At 73.1% G+C, this 23148-nt stretch carries 16 protein-coding genes; 4 read left to right on the forward strand and 12 right to left on the reverse strand.

Annotated elements, in window-relative coordinates; genetic code table 11:
• Nucleotides 1-62: 62 nt before the first annotated feature.
• From AMK27_RS01760 to AMK27_RS01790, 7 genes are all read right to left on the reverse strand, one after another.
• On the reverse strand, nucleotides 63-665 hold the full coding sequence (locus AMK27_RS01760; protein ID WP_073903808.1) for a maleylpyruvate isomerase family mycothiol-dependent enzyme: 603 nt from the start codon (nucleotides 663-665) through the stop codon (nucleotides 63-65).
• Between the two features lie 51 nt (nucleotides 666-716).
• On the reverse strand, nucleotides 717-3062 hold the full coding sequence (locus tag AMK27_RS01765; RefSeq protein ID WP_107425453.1) for an alpha-N-acetylglucosaminidase: 2346 nt from the start codon (nucleotides 3060-3062) through the stop codon (nucleotides 717-719).
• A 319-nt stretch (nucleotides 3063-3381) separates the two neighbouring features.
• Complete coding sequence (locus AMK27_RS01770; RefSeq protein ID WP_073902248.1) at nucleotides 3382-4647, reverse strand: ThuA domain-containing protein; 1266 nt, start codon at nucleotides 4645-4647, stop codon at nucleotides 3382-3384.
• Nucleotides 4644-6944: an RICIN domain-containing protein gene (locus AMK27_RS01775; RefSeq protein WP_107425454.1), complete on the reverse strand. Its 2301-nt coding sequence runs from the start codon at nucleotides 6942-6944 to the stop codon at nucleotides 4644-4646. The genes AMK27_RS01770 and AMK27_RS01775 overlap by 4 nt, the downstream gene beginning before the upstream one ends.
• A 140-nt stretch (nucleotides 6945-7084) precedes the next feature.
• Nucleotides 7085-8452 carry a chitinase gene (locus AMK27_RS01780; RefSeq protein WP_073902249.1) on the reverse strand — a complete coding sequence of 456 codons (1368 nt, stop codon included), beginning with the start codon at nucleotides 8450-8452 and terminating at the stop codon, nucleotides 7085-7087.
• Between the two features lie 281 nt (nucleotides 8453-8733).
• Nucleotides 8734-10386 carry an ADP-ribosyltransferase domain-containing protein gene (locus tag AMK27_RS01785; protein WP_073902250.1) on the reverse strand — a complete coding sequence of 551 codons (1653 nt, stop codon included), beginning with the start codon at nucleotides 10384-10386 and terminating at the stop codon, nucleotides 8734-8736.
• 124 nt (nucleotides 10387-10510) lie between these two features.
• A complete protein-coding gene (locus tag AMK27_RS01790; protein ID WP_073903812.1) occupies nucleotides 10511-11179 on the reverse strand; it encodes a macro domain-containing protein in 669 nt (222 codons plus the stop codon).
• A 291-nt stretch (nucleotides 11180-11470) separates the two neighbouring features.
• On the opposite strand from AMK27_RS01790, the gene AMK27_RS01795 reads away from it, so the two are divergent.
• The 3 genes from AMK27_RS01795 (at nucleotide 11471) to AMK27_RS01805 (ending at nucleotide 15412) form a co-directional block, all read left to right on the forward strand.
• Nucleotides 11471-14590 carry a phosphocholine-specific phospholipase C gene (locus AMK27_RS01795; protein ID WP_073902251.1) on the forward strand — a complete coding sequence of 1040 codons (3120 nt, stop codon included), beginning with the start codon at nucleotides 11471-11473 and terminating at the stop codon, nucleotides 14588-14590.
• A gap of 130 nt (nucleotides 14591-14720) precedes the next feature.
• A complete protein-coding gene (locus AMK27_RS01800; protein WP_055601884.1) occupies nucleotides 14721-15023 on the forward strand; it encodes an ArsR/SmtB family transcription factor in 303 nt (100 codons plus the stop codon).
• Nucleotides 15020-15412, forward strand: coding sequence for a VOC family protein (locus tag AMK27_RS01805; RefSeq protein WP_073902252.1), 393 nt, complete (start codon nucleotides 15020-15022; stop codon nucleotides 15410-15412). Before AMK27_RS01800 ends, AMK27_RS01805 begins: the two co-directional genes overlap by 4 nt.
• A gap of 115 nt (nucleotides 15413-15527) precedes the next feature.
• On the opposite strand, the gene AMK27_RS01810 is transcribed toward AMK27_RS01805, so the two are convergent.
• The 5 genes from AMK27_RS01810 to AMK27_RS01830 form a co-directional block, all read right to left on the reverse strand.
• Nucleotides 15528-16400: a sulfite exporter TauE/SafE family protein gene (locus AMK27_RS01810; RefSeq protein WP_073902253.1), complete on the reverse strand. Its 873-nt coding sequence runs from the start codon at nucleotides 16398-16400 to the stop codon at nucleotides 15528-15530.
• The gene (locus tag AMK27_RS01815) at nucleotides 16397-16984 is read right to left on the reverse strand and encodes a rhodanese-like domain-containing protein (protein ID WP_073902254.1); all 588 of its coding nucleotides are present in this window, start codon (nucleotides 16982-16984) and stop codon (nucleotides 16397-16399) included. The genes AMK27_RS01810 and AMK27_RS01815 overlap by 4 nt, the downstream gene beginning before the upstream one ends.
• Before the next feature lie 98 nt (nucleotides 16985-17082).
• Nucleotides 17083-18471, reverse strand: a complete 1389-nt coding sequence (locus AMK27_RS01820) for an MBL fold metallo-hydrolase (RefSeq protein ID WP_073902255.1) — start codon at nucleotides 18469-18471, stop codon at nucleotides 17083-17085.
• Nucleotides 18472-18738: 267 nt separating this feature from the next.
• Nucleotides 18739-20172 carry a choice-of-anchor A family protein gene (locus tag AMK27_RS01825; protein ID WP_073902256.1) on the reverse strand — a complete coding sequence of 478 codons (1434 nt, stop codon included), beginning with the start codon at nucleotides 20170-20172 and terminating at the stop codon, nucleotides 18739-18741.
• A 62-nt stretch (nucleotides 20173-20234) separates the two neighbouring features.
• The gene (locus AMK27_RS01830; RefSeq protein WP_073902257.1) at nucleotides 20235-21110 is read right to left on the reverse strand and encodes a peptidoglycan-binding domain-containing protein; all 876 of its coding nucleotides are present in this window, start codon (nucleotides 21108-21110) and stop codon (nucleotides 20235-20237) included.
• A gap of 637 nt (nucleotides 21111-21747) precedes the next feature.
• On the opposite strand from AMK27_RS01830, the gene AMK27_RS01835 reads away from it, so the two are divergent.
• Nucleotides 21748-23148 carry a sensor histidine kinase gene (locus tag AMK27_RS01835; protein ID WP_079188139.1) on the forward strand — a complete coding sequence of 467 codons (1401 nt, stop codon included), beginning with the start codon at nucleotides 21748-21750 and terminating at the stop codon, nucleotides 23146-23148.

Consider the following 23148-nt stretch of genomic DNA (forward strand, 5'->3'; position numbering starts at 1 on the left):
GGTATGGAAGGCGGATTCCGGGTGACCGTCCGGTGTCCGGTGACAGGCGGGCGTCCGCCGCCTCAGCCACCCGCCAGCGCGGCGACCCCCGGACCGCGGAGGTCCGTCAGCACCGCCGTGCGGCCCGTCACCGCGAGCAGCAGGGACAGCGCGGGGCCCTCGGCCTCCGGCCCCGTCCCGATCGTCAGGTCGGCGTCCGTCGCCGTGATCCGGACACGGGACAGGGTCTCCTTCGCTCCGCCGAACGACACCGGGGTGCGCGCCTGGAGCCGGAGGGCCCGGTCGACGGCCCGCGGCGGGTAGGCGCGGGCGAGGCCCAGGGGCCGACGGATGTCCTCCCCGTGGACGATCTCCTCGACGAGCCGGCTGTCCAGGGGAGCGGGTGGCGCCGACGTCCTCGACGCCACCCGGCGGAACCGCTCCAGGGTCTCCTGCGGAGTGGTCCCGCGCGCGCGTTCCACCCCGCGCGTGTTCTGGCGGTCGAAGTCGAACCGGGCGCGCACCAGGTCCGTGAGGAAACCGATGCGCGTCGCACGGGCGTTGTCGACCAGATGGGCGAGCACGTCGTGCACGGTCCAGCCGTCGCAGAGCGACGGCCTGCTCCACTGCGCGTCGTCGAGCCGCGTCAGGTCGCCGATCAGCGCCGCCCGCTCGGCGTGCACCATCGGCCAGACGTCGTCGGTCACGGCTTCTCCCTCGTCCTCATCGGTTCTCGGTCATGCCGCCAGGGCCGCCCGCACCTCGCCCGCCAGGGCGAAGGGGTCGCCCGTGGGCGTCGTCGGGTAGCGCTGGTGGCCGCGCGCCCAGGCGTCGTCCCGCGCGAACCAGTCGACGGCGACCGGGGCCGTGCCGGTCACCAGCGCACGGTCGAGACTCGCGAAGTAGGCGGCCCAGCGCGGCGCGTAGACGTCCTGGACGAGGCCGGACCACTCACGGTTGGCGTAGTCGCGCAGACCGCCCGTCTCGCTCGGGCCCCTGCCGGCCCAGGTGGTGAGGATCGAGCGGGCGTCGTACTCCAGCCCGTCCCGTTCCTCCGGGTCGGCGCCCCAGGCCCGCGCGTCGGCCAGCCAGGGACCGAGCAGGAACCGTTCGTCGGAGCCGACGAGCCGCCCCAGCAGCTCCTCGTGCCCCTGCCACTCCCGCACCAGCGCCCGGAAGCCCGTCAGGTCCTCGGCGTCGTAGGCCGCCTTGATGCGCGGCAGCAGGACCCGGCTGCGGTTGGTGAGCGCCTGGCGCGCCACGTCCACGAGGTCGAAGCGGTACGCGTCCGTGGTCCGCAGCCGGGGCGCCACCTGGAGCAGTTCCGCGAGCGCCCGCTCGACCGTCGCGGCGTCGTACCGCATGGCCTTCGGGCTCCACTTCGCGGCGGTCGCGGCCGTCAGAGCGGGCCGGGCGGCGAAGAGGCTGTCCTGCGGCTCGCTCCAGGTCCCGGACGCCATGCTGTACGGGCCGAGGCGCAGCTGCTCCCACGCGGCCGCCGCATGGGGATCCGCACCGCCGTAGCGCCGGGCGGCGTACTCGGCGAACCAGCTCTTCCGGTCGACCGGACCCGGCTGCCAGGCGAGTTCGGTGAAGAGGTCGAACGCGGCGGGGCTCGCGCCGGTCGCCTCGGGGAGGTACGCGATCCCGCGCAGCGCGCTGTCCCGCTTGCCGAGCCAGGCGTGGAACCGGTCCGCCCACGCGCCGGTGTTGGCGCCGATGCTGGTGTGGCCGCCGAAGTTGGGGATCGTGCCGAAGGCGTACGGCGTGCCGCCCCACTGGGTCTCGCGGTCGAGCCCGTCGTACCGGTCGGAGAGCCCGTCGACGATCAGGACCCGGCGGCGGTCGACGCCGCTCAGGAGCGCCGGGGTGGGGTTGTTCTGCCAGCCGAGCATGACCCAGACAGCGCCGGGACGCGCGGTGTCCAGGGCCCGCTGGACGGCCCCGGCGGCGGCCGCGACGTCGACCCCGCCCGCGACCCCGCCCTCGTGCAGCAGGTCCATCTTGAACATGTCGCTCGCACCGAACCGCTCCTGCTGGAAGCGGTAGTAGGAGGCGGCGAGCCGGGCGAAGACGGGCCCGGTCGGATCCAGCCAGTCGGGCCGGGCGAAGCCCACCCACGTGCCCTGCGGAACGGTGACCGCCCCGGCGTTCCGCGCGGCGAAGCCGGCCGGCACGGTGCCGAAGAAGCCCGGCAGCACGGGCGTCATCCCGAGCGAGCGGAGGTGGCCGGCGATCCGCCCGCCGAGCGCCGCCCGGGCCTCGACGAGCTGTTCGGAGACGGGCCCGCCGAACCCCGACAGGTTCTGCAGCAGCCACCAGCCCTGATGGGCCGGGGCGGGGATCCAGGCGCGCAGTTCCGCCGCGCTGTAGCCGAACTCCTGCAGGGCCCGGTAGTACGGGTACTCGGCCCCGGTCGGTACGAACACCTCGTTCACGCCGTGGAGCGCCATCAGGTCGATGTCGTGCCGGTAGGACGCGAAGTCGCGGTAGGCGCCCGAGTACCCCTCGTCGGTGTCGTTCAGGGCGTAGCGGTGGGGCACGGAGGCCGACCGGGTGAGGGGCGTGGCGACCGCGGGGAGCGTGTCGGGCAGCCGGCCGACACTGGAGCCGGGCCATCCCAGGTCGACCCCGGCGATCCGCTCCAGGTACCAGCCGACGCCGGTGAGGAGCGTGGCGGGGGAGGTGCCGCGGACCTCGATCGCCCCGGCCGTGCCCGAGACGGTGAAGGAGTCGCCCGAGGCGGGTTCCGCGACCGGCAGCAGGGTGAACTGCGAGGCGTGGGAGGGCAGCAGGCGCTCCAGGCTCGCCCGGGCGGGCGCGGGGTCGAAGAGGGCGGACGAGGCGTCGGCGGCGGACGCCCGGGCGCCGGAGCCCGGCGTGACCGACCCGGCGCCTGGCGTGACCGACCCGGCGTCTGGCGTGCCCGACCCGGCGGACGCGTGCCGTGGGCCGGGGGCGGGCGTGGCCGCCTGCGCGGTGGCCCCCGCCAGCGGCACCGCGGGCGCGCTCGCCGCCGCCACGGCGGCGAACACCGTGGTGACGAGGACGGCACGGCATCGAAGGATCAGGCGGCGGCCCATCTGGCTCCCTGCTGCGGGTCGAGCGGAACGGCGGGGCGTGCTTCGGGAGGTCCGGCCGACGAAGCCTAGCGACACCGCGGCCGGCCGTGCCGCGGGCGCGCGCTTCCGACGGGGTGCGGGGGCGTCGGCGGCACCGGACGGCCGGGGGCGTGGGGGAGTTCCTGCCATGTACGGATGATCGTTCGGGGGCGCCGGGCGCGCATGCGGATACCGCCGCCCGGGGGGCGGCGGTATCCGGGCACCGCGTGGACGCGAGGCCCCCGCGTCCCCCGGCACGGTGTGTCCGGGGAACGCGGGGGCGGGATGCCCTGGGGGACCGTCAGGGCGTCGCGGTGGGGCGGAAGCTCTGCGCCGGGGATCCGTCGCAGGGGCGTTGGACGAGGGCGGCGCCGACCGCGCCCGTGCCGGTGGTGGCGAGGCACTTGCCGCTGTGGCGGGCGACGAAGTGGTACCGGCCGGAGGGCTCGGCCACCGGGAGCCACTGCTGGTTGGTGCCGCCTCCGTAGGCCCACAGCTGCAGGGGCGCCCCGTCGGCCGTCGACCGGTCCGTGACGTCGACCGACTGCTGGGGGGCGGTGCGGACGCCGATCCGGGTGTGGCCGTCGCTCGTCGGGGTGAGGCGGAACTGCTGGGCCCGGGTTCCGTTGCAGGTGTACTGCTGGACGGGTGTGCCGTCGGCCGTGCCCGCCGCCCTGACGTCGACGCACAGGCCGTTCGCCTCGGCGGTGAGGGTGTACCAGGAGTCCCCGGGGAACGGGTCGGGCGGGGCGGTGCCGGCGCCCGCCAGCCAGCGGAGGCCGTCGAGGAGGAGACGGTTCTGGGTGGGGCTGGCGAAGGTGGAGGAGAGCCGGGTGCCGGTGGAGTAGTTCATGGCGTTGTGGCCGAAGTTCGCGTACAGCATCCGGTACTGCGTGTTGGTCCACACGAGCGGGTAGTCACCGCTGTACCAGGACTGGTTCGGGTCGGTGCCCAGCGGGAAGCTGACCGGGTCGACCGAGGCGAGCACCTTGATCGACGGGTTGGACCGCAGGTTGTTCGACCAGCTGTACCACTCGCTGACGGCGGTGGTCCACGTCGTGGGCAGACCGGCCGCGGCCGGGTGGGAGCCGTTCTCCGTACGGACGACGGCGGTGGTCGGCCCCCAGGTGTTGGAGCGGAAGTTCCCGCTGCCCAGGAACTGGTTGTAATACCAGTTCCAGCCGGCGGCGTTCGTCGTGAACGCCGAGACGTGGAAGCCGAGCCAGCCGCCGCCGTTGCGCATGTACCGCTCGAATCCCGCGCGTTGGGCGGCGCTCTGCGGGGCGTCGTCGAGGAAGAGGACGACGTCGTACGCGTCGACGCCGCCGTTGGCCAGCAGGTTCCAGTCGGTGGTCGTCGTGTAGGAGAAGTTCTGGCCGGCGGCCGTCCGGGCGAACCAGTCGTCGGCCTCCTTCACGAAGTCGATGTGGGCGGCGTCCCAGGTGCCGTTGGAGAACGCGATGACACGGAAGTCGGGTGCTGTCGGGGCGGCCTGGGCGGGTCCGACGGCACCGAGGCCGAGGACGAGGGCCATCAGGCCGAGGAGCCGTATCAGGTGTCGTCTCATGGGTGGCTCACCAGGTTCGCCACGTTGGTGGAGGAGTTGGACGGGCCGCCGCGGTCGTTGACGACGTGCCGGATGGTGCCGGTCCCGCCGAGGGAGACGGTCACCATGCTCCGGAAGCGCACGTCGGGCCGGACGGGGGCCTCGATGGCGTGCTCGGCGGCGACGCCCGGGTTGACGTTGAAGTAGCAGTAGCTGCCGAGTCCGTAGGCCTGGTGGCTGGTGACCGAGTCGGCGACCTTGTAGGCGGCGTAGCCCTGGGTCGAACCGTTCATCCAGGCGGCCTGGTTGGGCGGGTCGTACGGCATCTCGTTCTGGTAGAAGTACGTCCGGCCGCGGTTGCCGTTCCAGACGGTCTGGTGCTTCTGGTAGTGCTCGACGAACAGGCCGTACATGGTGACGTCGTCGCCGTTGACGACGAGGCCGGTGTCGGCCGTGTTGGTGTTCCAGCCGACGCCCGTGCCGTGGTCCGCGCGCCAGACCCACAGGTGGTCGCCGATGACGTGGTCGCTGTTGACGACCAGGCTGGTGGTGGCCTTGCCGACGGCCGCGCCGCCGACGCGGAAGTACACGTCGTGGAGCGAGGTCGGGTCGGCCGCGTGGGAGGCGGACGATCCGGCGGGACCGAGCTCGAGCAGGGTCGGCGAGTTGACCGTGCCGGCGTCGAAGAGGACACCGGCGATCTTGACGCCGTCGACGTCGGCCACGGTCATCGCGGTGATGCCGTGGTCGGGGACGAAGGTGGCGAGGCCGAGGCCGAGGACCACGGTGCCGGGGCGGGTGACCCGGAGGGTCTGGTCGAGGTGGTACACGCCGGGGGTGACCAGGAGGTCCTTGCCCGCGGCGAGGGCGGCGTTGATCTGGGCCGCGGTCGCGCCCGGCTTCACCACGTGGAAGCGGTCGATGGGCAGCTGGGTCGCGGCGGGAGCACCGCCGGCCGCCCAGGTGGTGCCCGTGGAGTCGGTGCGCGGGGCGGGCACGACGACCTTGTAGGCCCCGGTGGCGTCCACCGTGAGAAACGGCTTCTCGCGGACGACGGGGGAGCGGTCCACGGTCGTGTGGGGCGGGTTGGGGAAGCTGGTGCCGGGGACGCCCTGGCTGCCGACGAAGACCATGTTCCAGTTCGACCCCGTCCAGGAGCCGAGCTGGGAGTTGCGGGTCAGCCACTGCTGCTGGGTGCCGGAGCGGACCTGGCCGTCGATCTTGGTGTCGGCCATGAAGCCGCCGCTGGACCAGCCGCCGTCGCTCAGTTCGAGGTTGCCGCGGACGTGCATCCGGCGGTACGCCGAGGCCTGGGACACGGCCCAGCGGTCGGTGCCGCCGGTCGGGGTGACGGAGAGGTTCTCGGCGCCGCGCCAGAAGTTCTGGGTCGCGTTCTGCGGCGGGAACCAGTCGGCCTCCACGTGCACGGCGCCGTTGATCGTCACGGAGTCGGGCGACGGGCCGAGACCGAGGACCTGAGTGTAGAAGCCGACGTTGACATCGTTGTTGTACGTGCCCGGCTTGAACAGGACGGCGTACCGCTCCGGCCCGAACTGGTTGGTCTCCTGGCGCCGGAAGATGGTGTCCAGTCGGCCCTGGACGGTCGCCGAGGGCATCGACGGGTCGAGGACGACGACGTTCGGCCCGAGGTCGACGCCGCTGGGCGCGGTGCCGACCGGCGTCACCTGGAAGCGCTGGGCCGCCGTGCCGTTGCAGGTGTACTGGACGAGCCGCACGCTGTCGGCAGTGGACGCGGCGGGGACGTCCAGGCACTTCCCGCTGTTGCGGTTGACGAGGTGGAAGGCGCCGCCCCCCTCGTCGACGGCCCGCCACTGCTGGTTGAGGCCTCCGCCGTAGGTCCACAGGTGGACGGCGGCGTTGTCGGCGGTGGAGACGTCGCTGACGTCGACCACCTGGGCGGAGTCGTCGCGGGCGCCGATCCGGACGTGGCCGTCCGAGGTCGGTGCGACGGTCCACTGCTGGGCGGTGGTCCCGTTGCACGCGTACTGCTGGACTGCGGTGCCGTTGGCGGTCGCGGCGGCGCGGGCGTCGAGGCACTTGCCGCTGCCGGCGTTCACGAAGGTGACGGTGCCGGTGGGGATCTCGGCCGCGGCGGCCTCCGCCCCGGTGGGGGAGACGGCGGCGGCGGGCGATCCGGGGGAGACGGCGGCGGCGGGCGATCCGGGGGAGAGGGCGACGAGGGCCGAGCAGAGCACCGCGCCGGTGGCCAGGACCGCCGCGAGGCGCCGGGGTCGTGGGCGGGCGCGGGCAGGACGCCGGGGTGCGGCGCCCCGCGGCGGGGAGGTGGGGGCGGACATGGATCTCCTTGGTGGGGACGGGAGGGGGGTACGGAGGGGGGCCCGGGGCGTGCGTCAGCCGTTGCAGGCCGCGAGGAACGGGGCCCGTGGGTGTGCGTCAGCCGTTGCAGGCCGCGAGGAACGGGGCCCGTGGGTGTGCGTCAGCCGTTGTAGGCCGCGAGGATCCGGGTGAACTCCCAGGCCTGCTGCCCGATTCCGGAGCAGGTGTCGGCGCCGCCGCCGGTGCAGGGCCGGTCGCGGTTGACGGACCAGAAGGTCAGCCGGGCCAGGTGCCGCTGCTGGGCGTAGGCGAGGATCGTGCGGAAGTCCGCCTGGGTGATGGTCTCGCCCACGTCCGTGACGCCGTTCATCGAGGAGATGCCGGTGTGGCGGTAGGCCTGGTCGTCGCTGTAGCCGTACGCGTTCTTCACCGCGGTCTTGAGTCCCTCGGCCGCGCGGACGGTCAGGGCGCCCATGTTCTGTCCGTTGCCGCCGAAGTTGAACGGCATGATGGTCCAGCTGTCGACGGTGAGACCGGCCGCGGCGGCGCGGTTGACGAGGCTGGTGTCGGGTCCGTTCTGGCCGGTCCCGAAGGTGACGTACACCTTCAGGCCGGGGTTGTTCGCCTTGACCGTCTTCAGGGCGTCGACCGTGCGCTGCTGGACGGTGGGGCTGTCGTAGGCGGCGGCCTCGATGTCGATGTCGATGGCCTTGAGGCCGTACGCGTTGATGACCTTCTGATATGCGGCGGCGAGTTCGCCCGCGCTGGAGCAGGAGCTCTCCAGCTTGTTGCCGCTCCAGCCGCCGAAGGACGGTATGACGTCGCCGCCGGCCGCCCGGACCGTGTTGACCGTCTGCTGGTCGACGCCGCCGACGAGGGGGCGCCCGCCGTCCCACTGCGGGTTGCAGTAGCCGTTGCTGAGGACGAAGGCGAGCGTGAACCACTTGACGCCGGTGGCGTTCATGACGGTGGTGGGGCTGGGCGGGCTGCCCCAGCCGTTGTAGAGGTACGGCGCGACCGCCATGTTCCCGCCCGGGGCGGGTCCGGTGCCGCCGGCCGGAGGCGCCGTCCACTTCTGGTTGGCGGCGCCGGTGCACGTCCAGATCTGCAGCCGGGTGCCGTTGGCCGAGCTGTTGCCCGTGGCGTCGAGGCACTTGTCGGCCTGCGGGTTGACGAGGTCGCGGGCCGCGGTGACGGTCCAGCGCTGCGCGGCGGAGCCGTTGCAGTCCCAGAGCTGGACCGTCGTTCCGGAGGCCGTACCGCCCGAGGTCACGTCCAGGCACTTGCCGAGGGCCTTGACGGTGCCGTCGGCGCCCACGTCCCAGGTCTGGGCGGCGGTGTCGTTGCAGTCGTAGAGCTGGACGGGGGTGCCGTTCGCGGGGTTGGCCCCCGCGACGTCGACGCACTTGCCGGCGATGCCGGTGATCCGGCCGGCGGCGGCCTCCGCGGGGGCGTCGGTGGCGACGGTGAGGCCGCCGGCGGCGAGGGCGAGGGCGGCCGCCGTGAGGGGCAGACGGGTCCGGTGCATGTGGGGGTCCTCTCGGGTGGGGGAGGGTCCGGCGGTGGGCGGGGCCGGGCGGCGGCGCCTCCGGCGGATCCACCGGGTCGACCAGGCTGTTCAAGGACATGAACGCCGTTCCACTTTCTGAGCGGCAAAAGTAAAGGTCTGAACCAGAGGCGTCAAGGGTTCGCGCATTCAGGCCTTGAACGCACAACGCCCCCGACAGGAACCCGAGTTGGGTTTTGTCGGGGGCTGGTGTGAAGTGTTGACGGCACGCCAGGACACCGGGCCGCCGGGGCATCAGGCCGCTAGGACACCAGGCCCGCACCCTCCAGCTCGGTCAGCCGCACGGTGCAGAGCCCGCCGCGTTCCGCCTTCACCTCCGTCACCTTCAGCCGGGTGCCCGGCGCGAGGATGTACTCCTCCTCGCCCGTGAACGCGGAGAACCGCCGGATCGCCACCGCCCGCGCCGGCGTGACCTCGAACAGGGTCCGCCGGCCGCGGCTCCCGAGGAACGCCTTCGCCACGCCCAGCTCGGACGTGCACGACGACACGCCCCACCAGGTCACCGTCTGCCCCAGCGGATACTGCGACCGCAGATCCAGGGCCACACCGCGCCACAGCGGCCGGGTCTGCGCGGGCAGTGACTCCATCGCGGAGAACAGCAGGCGCAGATACGGCAGGTAGGGGACCAGCCGCTCCCGGTCGGGGGACCGCAGGACGGCGTTGATCTCGCGGTAGAACGCCGACTCGCAGGTGTAGAGGTGCAGCGCCGCGATCGCGTCGGCGGAGAGCCCCTCCCCGTACGCGGAGTCCCCGAGCGCCCCCTCGGCGATCTTCGACTCGCCGAACACGCTCGACCTCTCGATGTGCCGGTCCAGCCGGGCGAGGACCCGCGACACCGGCTCGACGGCCTTGCGGAAGTCCATCAGCGGCGTGTCGAACACCCCGGTGACGGCCGGAAGGACGAGTCCCTCGTCCTTGACGCTCGTGAGGCGTTCCAGATAGAGCTGGTGGAGCTCCATCGTCGAGGCGATGAACGCCCCCATCCGCTCCGCGACGTCCCCGCCCTCCGCGCCGCCCGCGCCCGAGGGCCTCCGGTCCCAGCCCTTGCTCGGCAACCAGTCGACCGGCTCGGCGCCCACCGCGGCCAGCGCGTCGTTCACCTGGGCGAAGTGGTCCCCGTCGCAGAAGATGTCGCCCTGGGCGGCCGGGTTCGCGTGGTCGAGGTGCCGGACCTCGACCCCCGGATACTTCTTCTCCAGCCGCTGGACGACCCTCTTCAGGCTCCGGGCGTGCGCGCCCCACCAGGCGAACACCACACCCCGGTCCTCCTCCGCGGCGCCCTGCTTCGCCCGCAGGATCTCCTCGACGATCTGCTCGGCCACCGGCCGCCAGAAGGAGGTGTGACGGTCCGTCGGCAGCGCCCCGTCCGCGCTCGCCGTGAGCGAGGCGTTGAGCAGCAGCACGCCCTGGGTGAGCATCGCCTGGAACCACTCGGGCGGCGCGACGGTGGCTTCCTTCTTCAGCAGCGCCCGGACGTCGGCGATCGGCGTCTTCTTGACGATGCCGTACTTCCACATCGCGGCGGCCTTGATGATGCAGCGGATGCTGACCACACGGCCGAACTGGCTGTCCTTCCAGTCGTTGAAGGTGTTGTCGAACATCGCGATGCCGGTCGCGCTCTCCGCCCGCGGGTACGGGTTCTGCCCGAAGGCGACCACCTTCCACTTGTGCGGCGGATGGGGCTTCAACGCCTGGAACGTCAGCTCGCGCACCGGAACCACCTCCGGACTGCGCTTCGGACCGATGAAGTCGGCGGCCCCCGGCTGCGCCTCGATCACCGGAGCCAGCAGCGGGAGCCACGGCTCACCGCCACCGGTGAACAGCTCGGCGAGGCCCAGCGGGTCCCCGGCGGAGGGACCCGTACCGCCGGCGGCCGTCACATCGTCATCGTTCACTTCGGCAGAACTCCCGGAGATCGGACCGGCTGCCCCCTCGGGCGCACCGGCAGGCTGTACGGAATCGGTGAGGTCGCCTCCGGCGGCCTCGCCCTGGCCGGTGCCGGCCTGCGGAGCCTTCGCGTCAGGGGCGAAAGGAACGTCGCTGCGGGACGTTGATCCGGACCCGCCGTGCGGACCCCGCTCCCTCGATGTCGTCGAGCTGCCCGAGCACCGCGGCCCTCAACTCGTCGTAGTCCGTGAACCCGTGGTCGTGGAAGAGCGCGTAGCCCGTCCACATCAGGTTGGCGCACACCCCCGCCGGCACCCGGCCCGTCTGCGCGCCCATCCCCACGAGCGCCACCGACCTGATGCTGCCCGGCTTCACCCGGTTCTGCAGGTGCACCGCCTGGAACGCCGCCGCGCACGCCAGGGCCACGTTCATCGTCTCGCTGACGTTCTGCGAGGACTGCCGCATGGTCGGCGTCGATATCAGGTACCGGGGTACGGCCGCGCCGGACGGTACGCACACCGCGCTGCCCACCGGCAGGCTCCCGCCGAACCGGTCGCGGATCGCCCGCTGCACCCTCACCTGGATGCCTGCGCCGAGGTGGCGCTTGACGACGGCGTCGACGCCACCGTCCATCCGGCCCCGTGCGTTGGTGGGGGACACCCACGCGTCGACATCGACGTCGAGCAGGGATCCGCGCCGGATCTCCACCTCGGGCGTGTCCGCGAACGCGGACCGCCAGGCCGCCACCACCTCGGCGTTGACATCGACCAGAACGACCCTCAACGCATGCTCGAAACCCACGAATTCGCCCCTCTCGCGCAACCGCTCGAACAAGATCGAAGCTATCGCGAGGCACTGACAACGGGGTCGCGGCGAAGGCCGCTCCGGGCCGGACCCCGGCGCCCGCCCTCGGCGTCCCGCCGCGTCCCGGGCCGGACCCCGTATCAGGACCGGGGCGGTGCGGGCGGACGCGTAGGCGGTGTTCGTCTCCCGTTCACCGGCAGCCCCCGCCCGGGACTCCACGATCTCCTAGACATAACGGGTCTGGACCACAGAGGGTCCCGATGCGAAAGATCCAAGGAGTCCCCCGTCATGCCTCCCTCCCCCGACGTCTCCCGCCGCACGCTGCTCGGCGGTGCCGCCGGCGCCGCCGCGCTCGCCTCGCTGCCGTTCAGCGTGCGCGAGGCCCTTGCCGCGCCCGCCCGCCCCGGCCGGCTGGAAGACATCGAGCATGTCGTCGTCCTGATGCAGGAGAACCGTTCCTTCGACCACTACTTCGGGACCCTGCCCGGCGTCCGCGGCCTCGGTGACCGCACCGCCGTCCGCGGCGTCAACGGCAGGTCGGTCTTCCACCAGCCCGACCCCTCCCGCCCCGAGGGCCACCTCGTTCCCTTCGCGATGAACGCGGCCCACACCAACGCCTACCGCAACGGCGCCCCCGCCTTCGGGTTCGTCGACTCCTTCCCGCTCTGGAACGACGGGCGGGCCGACGGCTACGTCACCGGCCGCAGCAGCGGCTGGCTCGGCCACGGCTTCTACGAGCCCGCCGACATGCCGTTCTACAACGCGCTGGCCGGCGCCTTCACGGTCTGCGACCAGTACCACGCGTCGGTCCAGTGCAACACCAACACCAACCGCGACCACTTCATGACCGGCACCAGCGGCGGCACGGTCAACGACACGGTCGTCTACAACAACACCGTCATTCCCGGCGGTTACACCTGGACCACCTACGCCGAGCGCCTCCAGAAAGCCGGTGTCAGCTGGAAGACGTACCAGGCCCGGGACAACTACGACGACAACGCCCTCGCCTGGTTCCGGCCGTTCCAGCAGGCCGAGCCCGGCGAACCGCTCCACGACCGGGGCATGGCGATGGTCGGCGCCGCCGCCGACCAGGGCGACGGGCACAAGATGGGCGACGCGCTCGTCGAGGCGTTCCGCGCCGACGTGGCGGGCGACCGCCTGCCGCAGGTGTCCTGGATCGTCGCCCCTGAGGCCCTGTCCGAGCACGCCAGCTGGCCCCCGCCGTTCGGCGAGGACCTCACCGCCCGACTGATCGAGGCGCTGGCGGACCACCCCGAGGTGTGGGCCAAGACCGTCTTCATCCTCAACTACGACGAGCACGGCGGCTTCTTCGACCACTGCATGCCGCCCGTGCCGCCGCTCTCCGCCGACCGCGGCAAAGCCACCATGTCCGTGGACGGCGAGGTGGTCGTCCGGGTGAAGCAGGCCGACGGCGCCGTCGCGATGCGGGTCGTCTCCCAGGACGGCCGTTACCGGGTGCGCAGCGCCGACGGCGGCCTCGGCTGGTCGGACACCCTGCCCGCAGGGGAGACCCTGGTCTCGGGGCCGCACGCCATGGGCCTCGGCCTCCGGGTGCCGATGGTCGTCGTGTCCCCGTGGACCCGGGGCGGTGTCGTCGACTCCACCGTCCTCGACCACACCTCCGTCATCCGCTTCCTGGAGCGGCGCTTCGGCGTGCGCGAGCCCCAGATCAGCGACTGGCGCCGTTCCGTCTCCGGCGACCTGACGTCCGTCTTCGACTTCTCCGGCCAGGACGTCGCCCGGCCCGAACTGCCGGACACCGACGGCAACGTGGCGAAGGGCGACGCCGCCTCCGGCAAGCCGTCCATCGCCGTCCCCTCGCCGCAGTTCTTCCCGCGCCAGCGGCGCGGCACCCGGCCCGCCCGCCCCGTGCCGTACGCCCTGTCGCTGCGCTCCCGGGTCCGCGGCGGCGAGGTCGCGCTCGACCTGCGCAACAAGGGCCGCCAGGCCGCCGTCTTCCAGGTGTACGCGGAGCCCGGCAGCACCCCCGACTTCTACACCGTCGGCGCGGGCGAGCGGCTCTCCGGCGCCCGCGCGCTCCAGGGCGATGCCTACGACCTGCGGGTCCACGGCCCCAACGGCTCGCTGTGGGTGCTGCGCGGCGACGCCGGCGACGCGCTGGAGGCCCGCCTGAAGGAGGAGTCCGAGGGCGACCGCGCGTACGTGGAGATCGAGATCGAGAACCGCGGCCGGCGCTCCCGCACCGTGCTCGTCGGCGACCTCGCGTACGGCGGCGGAGTCCGTGAGGTCCGGATCGGCGCGCGCGACGAGCGCACCGTGAAGCTGCGGGTGCCGGCCGAGCGCTGGTACGACATCGCCGTGAGCGCCGCCGACGACCCGCGGTTCCTGCGCCGCTTCGCCGGCCGCTTCGCCGACCGGGACCAGGACCGCCACCACGGCCGCGACCGGGGCCGTACCCGCGGTGTCACCGATCCGGCGATGGGCCTCCCCGACGCCCTCGCCGTCGAGGTCACCACCGCCGCCGGCGACGAGCCGGTCGTCGCGGGCGGGACCACGGCCCGGTTCACCGCCACCGTGACCAACCACGGCCCCGTCGACCTCCACGATGTGGTCCTCGCCTTCGCGGCCCCCCGGGGATGGACGGCGAAGCCCGTCGCGGACACCCCGCCGCGGACCCTGCCCGCCGGTTCCTCGGCGGTCGCGAGCTGGGACGTCACCGCGCCCGCCGACGCCCCCGCGTACGGCTCCGCCCGGCTGCTCGCGGTCGCCCGCGGCCGGGCGGCGGACGGACTGCGCCTCGCCGACGGCGAGATCCAGGCCCGGATCGCCCCGTCCATGAGCGGTCGTCTGCTCGCGGAGGACTTCCAGTCCCTCGCCGGGAAGCTGGTCAAGCGCGGTCAGGTGCTCGGCTGGACGGCGACGGCGCCGGACGGCTGGTCGGTCGTGAACGCGGCCGCGATGCCGCAGGGCACGCCGATGTTCCAGGGCTGGACCTTCCACACCCGCCGCGCCTGGTCGGCCGGCGCCCAGAACCGGCCGAACTTCACCCGGGGCCTCGGCATCGTCGCGGTCGCCGACCCGGACGACTGGGACGACACCGGCGCGCCCGCGAGCAAGGGCCGCTTCGACTCGACGCTGGTCTCGCCCACGGTCCCGATCCCGGCGGGCCGTACGACCCTGCGGGTGGACTTCGACTCCCACTACCGGCAGGAGGGCGACCAGAAGGCCGAGGTCCGCGCGGTCTTCGACTCCGGCGAGGAGCAGATCGTGCTGCGGTACGGCCCCGGCTCGGCGGACGCCGAGAACATCGCGGTCGGCAAGGACCTCACGGTCCCGGCGGGCGCCCGCGCGGTGTCCCTCCGCTTCCGGATGTACGACGCCGGAAACAACTGGTACTGGGCGGTGGACCACATCCGTCTGGGCTGACGCGGGCACGGGCGGAGCCCCCGGGAAGGCCGGTCGCCGCGGTGGCTGAAGCCGGTCGCCTCGGCGGCCCGGCCTCCGGGGGCTCCGCCCCGACTTGATAGGCAAGTGGAAGCTTGCCTATCCTGGGGTGGTGGCCGACGACCTCTTCAAAGCCCTGGCCGACCCCACCCGCCGCACCATCCTCGACGAGCTGACGCAGAAGTCCGGGCAGACGCTGTTCGAGATCTGCGCCCGGCTGAGCATGAAGCATCAGCTCGGCATCTCGCGCCAGGGCGTCTCCCAGCACCTCGCGGTGCTGGAGGCCGCCGGGCTCGTCGAGACCAGGCGGGAGGGGCGGTACAAGTTCCACGACCTGAACACGGCCCCGTTGCGCCGGATCGCCGACCGATGGCTCGCACCCCACCCGTCAGGACCGGAGGAGAACACCCCATGAAGATCCATCTGACCAGCGTCTTCGTCGACGACCAGGCGAAGGCCGAGCGCTTCTACACCGAGGTCCTCGGCTTCGTGAAGAAGCACGACGTCCCGCTGGGCGGAACGGACCGCTGGCTGACCGTCGTCCCGTCCGACGAGCCCGACGGCGTCGAACTCCTCCTGGAGCCCGCCGGACACCCGGCCGTCAAGCCGTACCGTGACGCGCTCGTACAGGACGGCATCCCGCTCGCCCAGTTCGCCGTGGACGACGTCCGGGCGGAGTTCGAGCGCCTGACCGCCCTCGGCGTCCGGTTCACCCAGGAGCCCCTGGAGATGGGGCCGGTCACCACGGCCGTCTTCGACGACACCTGCGGCAACCTGATCCAGATCGCGACCCAGCCCCGGTAGGGCATTGCGGAGGGCCCTCGTGCGTCCGGCGAGGGCACCCGCGCGCTGTCGTACCTCGGCGTCGTGCCGCAGCGTCGTGCCGCAACGTCGTGCCGCAGCCGACCCGCGGGCCCCCTCAGGGGTGCCGCGGGACGCGCCGTACGCGGGAGGCGACCACGGCCGTCGTGCCGCTGCCGAACGCGGCGCCGAGCACCGCCCAGGTGGCGGGGTGCGTCCAGGCGGCAGGGGGGAGCTGCTGGGCCAGGACGAGGACCCCCATGAGGACGACGAACCAGCCGAAGGCGGCCCGCAGGGTGTCCTGCGCGATGTGGCCCGCCAGGCGCGCGCCGACCGTACTGCCGATCACGGCGGTCCCGGTGACCGTCAGGGCGAGTCCCCAGTCGATCGTCACGCCCGCGAGATGGCCGGCGAGCCCGGCGAACGAGTTCATCGCGATGACGAGGAGCGAGGTCCCGACCGCGAGGCCCATCGGCAGCCCGCCGAGGACCGCCAGGGCCGGGACGACCAGGAAGCCGCCGCCGGAGCCGACGAGACCCGTCACGGCACCCACGGCCAGGCCCTTGGCCGCGAGGCCCGCGAGGGCCCGGCCGCCCTTCTCGGGCGGGGCCGCTCGGAGCCCGTGGTGGGCCCCGCCGCGCGGCCTGCGGAGCATCGCCGCCGCCGTGGCCAGCATCATCACCGCGAAGCCCACGAGGAGGACCGTGCCGGGCACGTACTCCGCGAGCCGCCCGCCCCCGTACGCCCCGGCCATGCTGAACGCGCCGAAGAGCAGGCCGGTCCGCCACCGGACCCGCCGCGCCCGGGCGTGCGGCACCAGGGCGGCCAGACCGGTGACGCCGACCACGAACAGCGAGGTGGCGACCGCCTCCTTGGTGCCCTGACCCGCCAGGTACACCAGGATCGGCACCGTCAGGATCGAGCCGCCGCCCCCGAGCACACCCAGGCTGACGCCGATGAGCAGGGAGGCGGCGACGACGAGCACGGTCACGGCGTGCTCCGCAGCTCCGCGATCACCGAGCGGACGTCGGGGCGGGGGCCGCGGTTGTACGGCAGCCGGGAGAGCAGGACGCCCATCATGCAGGAGTTGCTGAGGGCGGCGTAGGTCAGTCCCGCGCCGATCGCCGTCCCGATCAGATGGACGCCCGGCACCAGGACCCCCACGAGACCGGTGGCCAGGACGACGGAGCCCGCGACGAGGCGCACCTGGCGCTCCATGTCCCAGCGCTCGGGGCCGCGGTTCACCGGGGCACCGGCCGCCTCCCAGGCGTTCACGCCGCCGTCGAGGACGCGGAGGTTCGGCAGCCCCGCCCCGGCGAGGGCCTGCTCGGCCTGCGCGGCCCGGGCCCCCGACCGGCAGACCAGGACGACGTCCTCGTCGAGGTGGGAGAGCAGCTCGGCGCGGTGCTCGCGCAGGGTGTCCAGGGGGACGTTGTACGAGCCCGGGATGTGGACGGTACGGAACTCGCCGGGCGTGCGGACGTCGAGGAGGCGCGGGGCGAGCCCTTCCTGGACGAGCCGGTGCAGGGCGACGGGGGTGAGGGCGGGCGGGGCGGGTGAGGGCGCGGCGCTCATGCGTGACTCCGGAGGGAGGGAGAGACGGACGGAGGTGTCGGTGACGGGTGGAGGGAGGGTGGGGGAGGGGTGGGGCGTCGGATGCGGGAGGGTGTGGATCAGGCGGCGGGCAGGCCTGCGGGCTGGGCCAGGGCCGCATGGCCGCCCAGGACGTCGGAGACGTCCTGGAAGCCGCGGTGGCGCAGCAGGCTCGCCGCGATGGACGAGCGGTGGCCGCCGGCGCAGTGCACGACCAGGGGCCGGTCGGCGGGCAGCTCGTCCGTGCGCCGGGGGAGTTCGCTCAGGGGGATGTGCAGGGCGTCGTCGAGGAAGCCGTTCGCCTCGCGCTCGCCGTCGGTGCGGACGTCCACGACGACCGGAGGGCGCTCGCCCGCGAGCGCGGCCCTGAGCTGGGCGGCGGTCAGCCGGCTCGCCGGGGAGACCTCGTCGGCCAGCGCCTCCAGGTCGTCCTCGGGGTCGCGCAGCGAGCCCGCCACGCGGTCGAAGCCGATGCGGGCGAGGCGGGTGACGACCTCCTCCTCGCGGTTCTCCGGCGCGATGACGACCAGCTCGGCGGCGGGGTCGAGGACGCTGCCGGCCTGCTCGGCGAACCGGCCGTCGGCGGGGACGTTCACGGCGCCGCGGAGATGCCCCGCCGCGAAGTCCTGGGGCGAGCGCGCGTCCACGACGACCGCGCCCGAGCGGCGCAGCCCGGCGAACTCCGCCCGGGAGAGGCGGCGCGCCGCCGACGCGGCGTCGTACCGGTCCCGGTTCCTGCGGTTCAGCTCGGCGTCGTAGGCGAAGTAGCCCGGCGCCGCGGGCTGGCCCGCGGTGACCAGCGCGACGAAGGCCTCCCGGCTCATCGGCGCGCAGGCGTAGTTGGTGGCGCGCTGCGCCCCGATCGTGGACTGCTTCTCGGTGGAGAGGCTCTTGCCGCAGGCGGAGCCGGCGCCGTGCGCGGGGAAGACCCGCACCTCGTCGGGGAGGGCCATCAGCTTGTTCTGGACGCTGTCGTGGAGCATCGCGCCGAGTTCCTCGGCGGTGACGCCGACGGAGGCGAGGAGGTCCGGGCGGCCGACGTCGCCGATGAAGAGGGCGTCGCCGGTCAGGACGCCGTACGGGACGGTGTCGTCGCCGTGCTCGTAGACCAGGACGCTGATCGACTCCGGGGTGTGCCCGGGGGTCTCCATGATCTCGAGGGCGACGTCGCCGAGGACGATCCGCTCGCCCTCGGCCAGCGCGCGGATGGGGTACTCGGTCTCGGCCCGGCTGCCGTAGCCGATCCAGGCACCGGTGCTGTCGGCCAGCTCCAGGTGGCCGGCGACGAAGTCGGCGTGGAAGTGGGTGTTGATGACGCCGACCACGGTCAGGCCCCGTTCGCGGGCGTCGGCGAGGTACTCGGAGACGTCGCGGCGCGGGTCGACGACCACGGCCCGGCCGGTCCGCTCGTCGGCGACCAGGTAGGACGCCTGGGAGAGGCAGTCGAGGTAGTACTGGGCGAAGAACACGGCCATCCTTTCGTGCGGTATGCACGCACCGGGGTACCCCAGGGCATCTGATACCCCCCTGGGTATCTTTGCTCGACCGTACGGGCACCTCTCGCGGCAAGTCAAATACCCCCCTAGGTATCCATCAGGGCGGGGTGGGAGGCGCCGGAGGCGGCGGACGACGCAGAGCCGCCCTCCGGCCGGGAAGACTTCCCGGCCGGAGGGCGGCTCTGTGGGGTGTGCGTGCGTGGCCTCGCCCGTGGTGGCGCGTGACCCCGGGTCACCGGTTCAGCGCTGGGCTCCCGCGCGGCGGCGACGGGCCAGCACGAGGAACGCGGCACCGACCGCGCCCAGCGCCGCGGCGCCGACGGCGTACGGCGTGAGCTGCGCACCCGTGGTCGCGAGGGATTCGTCGCCCGGCTCGGTGGCGGACGGCGAGGGCGGCGTCGTCCCCGGCGCGGCCGGCGCGGAGCTGCTCTCGGTGGGAGGGGCGGAGCCCTCGGGGGCCGTCGTCTCCGGGGTCCCCGGGGTCTCCTCCGCGGGCTGCGAGGAGGTGGACGTGGGGGTCGGCGACGTGGTCGTGGGCGTCGTGGAGGAGGGCGTCGGCGTGGGGGTGGCGCTCGGGCCGCCGGGCGTGGGCTTGCAGGTGAACGTCGGCGAACCGGTCCACGGGTAGTTGTGGGTCTCGTTCCCGGTGCCGTGGGTGCGCAGGTCACCGCCGACGTAGACGCGGCCGTTCGTGCTGGCCGTCAGGTCCGCGGACGCCTCGGGAGCGAGGATCGACCCCATGAAGTTCCCGCCGCCGCCGAGGGTGAGCGACGGGGCCGCCTCGAAGTTGTAGAGGATCCGCGACGCGGCCTCGCCGAAGTGCGCGGAGCTGTACGCGTCGACGCGGTCGCCGTTGAAGCCGACGGACATCGGGGAGATGCCGACCGCCTGACGTCCCGTCACGTTCACCACGACCGCCGCCCGCTCGGGGATCGACCGGAAGTCGAAGGACGAGGCGCCGTCGAGCTCCTTGGCGGAGATCTCGAACACCTGCGGGCCGGAGCCGGCCTTGCCGCCCTCGAAGGTGACGGTGTCGCCCTTGCGCACAGTCGTACCCGTGGGCTCGAGCGACCCGAGGGACGCCGACTCGTTCCGTACGGTGCCGGCGAACGTGTCGTACGGGGTGAGGGCGTCGCGCGCTCCCAGGCCCGCCGTGCGGCTCCCGCCGTTCGTCTCCAGCCTGCCCTTCTCGTCGATCGTGCCGCCGACGCGGACCGCACCGCCGTAGCCGGACGTGGAGGTGAGGCCGTGGCCGACGTCGACCGTCGTCCCGTCGGCTATCGCCAGGTTCCCGCCGACGGCCAGCATGACGGACCCCGCCGGCGGCACGATGCCGGAACCCGCCCCGGCGCGGCCGACGTTGAACACGCCGCCGGAGGCCTTGGCGAAGGTGGCGTCGCCGGCGACGACCAGCAGGCCCTCGGCCTCCGCGGACGCGCCGTCGACGGTGTAGTCGCCGCCGGCGAACAGGGCCACGTTGGCGTCGGTGAACCGCGGTTCGTTGCCGATACCGGGCTCCTCGCCGGGAGCCGGGCAGGTGCGGGTGCTCCCCGGGGCGGGGGCGGCGGGGGCGAGGGGCGCGGCGAGAGCGGGGCCCGCGGCGGTGACGCCGAGGACGACGCCGAGTGCCACGGCGCTGCTCAGCCGAAGACCCGTTCTACCGGTGGTGCTCATGTACTGGTCCTTTTCTGGATGTCCGCGAAGGGGAGGGGCGGGTGGGGAGGGAAGTGCGGGACTCAGTCGGTCTCGGCCTGGAGGGCGGCGCGGGTGAGGGGGCCGTACACGCCGGGTGCCTCCGGGATGTTCCGGGCGATCTGGAAGCGGCTCAGGGCCTCGCCCACGTACGCGGTGAACACGCCGTCGGCCGAGCCGAGGTAGAGGTAGAGCCGCTGGAGCCGCCGCTGGAGGTCGGCGACGTCGGGGCCGGTGCTGCCCACGGTGATCTCGCGCGGCGCGGGTCGTCCGGTCCGGTGCGGGCGGTGCGGGGAAGGCGGTGGCGGAGGAGGCGTCGTCGCGGGGACGAGAGAGCGCGTGGGTGTGGGGGCGGGGGTGTGGGAAGGGCTGGCCGAGGGCGGCGCGGGCGAGGTCGGGGCCGGGGAAGGCGTGCTGCGGGCGGTTCGGCCACGGGCGTCGCCCGCCGCGGTCGAGGGGCGGGCGACGGCAGGGGGGAGGCTGTCGTCGGCCGAGGGGTTCCCCGTCGGGGCCGCGGCCGCCACGAGGTCGGGGACCGCGACGGCGCGGGACGGGGGCGACTGCGGTGCGGGCTCGGGGTCGGCGGAGAGCCAGACCGTCAGCGCACCGGCCAGTCCCGCGGAGAACGCGCCCGCGACCACGAGGGGGAGCGACAGGGACCGCCGCGCGTGGGGGGCCGGGCGGGGGCGCCGGGACCGGTGCGCCCCGGGGGAGGGCGCCGAGGCGGGGGCCGTGGCGGGTGCTGTGGCCTTCGGCGGCCGCACGACGGCGTCGAAGAGTTCGATGTCCTGTCCGCGGACTCCCGCACCGCTGTGGTCGAGTCGGGCGACCTTGCCGAAGACGCGATCGGACGGGTGCTCCGGGCGCGCTGCCTCCCGAACGGGAGTGACTGCTGTGGTCAGGGCAGTCCTGTTGCGCATCGAGTGCTCCAGATGAGGTGAAGCCGGGGGGTGTGTGGGGAAGTCGTGGAGATCTTGACCATCGTTCAAAGGGGGCGTCAACTGGCATCAATACGTGCCGAATCGGAAGCTTTCCGACCTTGTTCCTTAAAAGACTTTTAAGGCGTGACGCACCTCACGCGTGAGGGGGTGGCGATGCCACCCGGAGTGGGATTGGGGCTCCGGCGGGGCCGGCGCTTCGCGAGGCGGTCGTCTGTTCGGAGGTCGCGAAATCTGATGAAGGGTCGTCAGGACGTGATCGGTTCATTGCATTTTTCGTGCAGTGAATAGTCGTTTTATGGGCCGAGAATGACCAGTGGAGGCGGCCCTTCCCGCACGGGCACATGGCGAACCCGAACTGACTATGCTCCCCACTGTGTTGCGACGCGATCACAGCGAGTCATGACCGCTGTGGCGTCGGGCGGACGGAACGTGGCAATCGCCCAAAAGAAGCCCGATTCGTTCCCGTCGGTGCATCGCTTCACCTCAGTCCGTTCATTCCAGACTGATTAGGGACCCCTTGATGGTTCGTGCAGGTTCAATTTCCAGAGCCCGGCCACCCGCGGTCGATCGCGTGTGGCTCCTCCCCCCTGGAGTTCTGGCCGGAGCCTTTGCCCTGGTGTTTCTCTTCTCCTCCGCGCAGATACGGACAACGGTCGCCTGGTGCGGTCTCGCCGCGGTCGCGCTGACGGCCGCCACGTCCGCCGTGACCGCGCGCCGACTGCGGTCGGGGGCCGTCGTGCGCTACGAGCAGGCCGTCGCCGACGCGCAGGAGTACTACGCGCAACGCGAGTCCGCCCTCCTCGGACGCCTGGCCGACCAGCGCGCCACCACCGTCTGGCTCGCCGAGGAGCTGCTCCCGGCCGCCGTCGCCCGGATGAAGAAGGGCGACCCCGCGTCGGAGATCCTCCGGTCCGTCAACTTCGGCGAGCACCTGGACGAGGAGTTCACCGAAGCGGTCCGGGGGGCACTGCAGACGCTCCTGGAAGCGGTCGAGGCCGAGGAGTACACCAGGGACGCATCCCAGCGGGCACTCGTCGCCGTCGCGCGCCGCGTCCAGGCGATCGTGCACCAGCTGGCCAAGGATCTGCACCAGATGCAGATCGTCCACGGCACCGACCTCGTGGTCTCCCGAGGCCTCCAGGGCGTCGACCACCGCACCGCACTGATCGGCCGCCTCGCGGCAAGCATCGCCGTCCTCGGCGACGCGCGGCCCGGACGTCAGTGGTCGAAGGCGATCCCGCTCTACGACGTGCTGCGCGGCGCCATGTCGCGCATCGTCGACTTCCCCCGGGTGAAGCTGCAGTCGGTGACCGCCGTGGCCGTCGTCGGCCCCGGAGCCGAGCCGCTCATGCACCTCCTCGCCGAACTGCTCGACAACGCCACCACGTTCTCGCCGCCGCACACCCCGGTGGAGGTGTCCGCGAGCGAGGTGCCCTCCGGCATCGCCATCGAGATCGAGGACCGCGGCGTCGGACTCACCGAAGAGGTGCGCCGGCGCGTCGAGCGGATCATGGCGCAGTCGGCCTCGGGCATCCACCTGGCCGGACTCGGCGAGGTGACGCAGCTCGGTCTGCCCGTCGTCAGCCGGCTGGCCCGCGAGCACGGCTGCGAGGTCGATCTGCGCACCTCCGCCTACGGAGGCGTACGGGCCGTCGTGCTGGTGCCCAGGAACCTGATCACCACGGTGCCGCAGTCCGCCGTGCGGTACCCCCAGCCGCCCGCCCGACGGCGGACGGGAGGCCCGATCCTGCCCAGGCCGACGCCCCCGGGCGACGCTCCGACGGAATCCGCGGAGGCCGCGAAGACCGTCAACGGACTCCCGCAGAGGCGACGGGACACCCCCGTCCAGACCCCGATCGTCCAGGTGGGCCCGACACCCCCCGCTCCGGCCGCCACCCGGGGTTCCTCCGGCACGACCCGTCAGCCGGGTCTGATGTGGGAGGCCTTCAACGGCGACAAGCGCGCGGCCGCCGAACCTTCCCCTTCACACAGCGAGCCTTCAGATGAGGTCGACTAA

Source organism: Streptomyces sp. CB02009, from assembly GCF_001905825.1.
Taxonomy (GTDB): domain Bacteria; phylum Actinomycetota; class Actinomycetes; order Streptomycetales; family Streptomycetaceae; genus Streptomyces.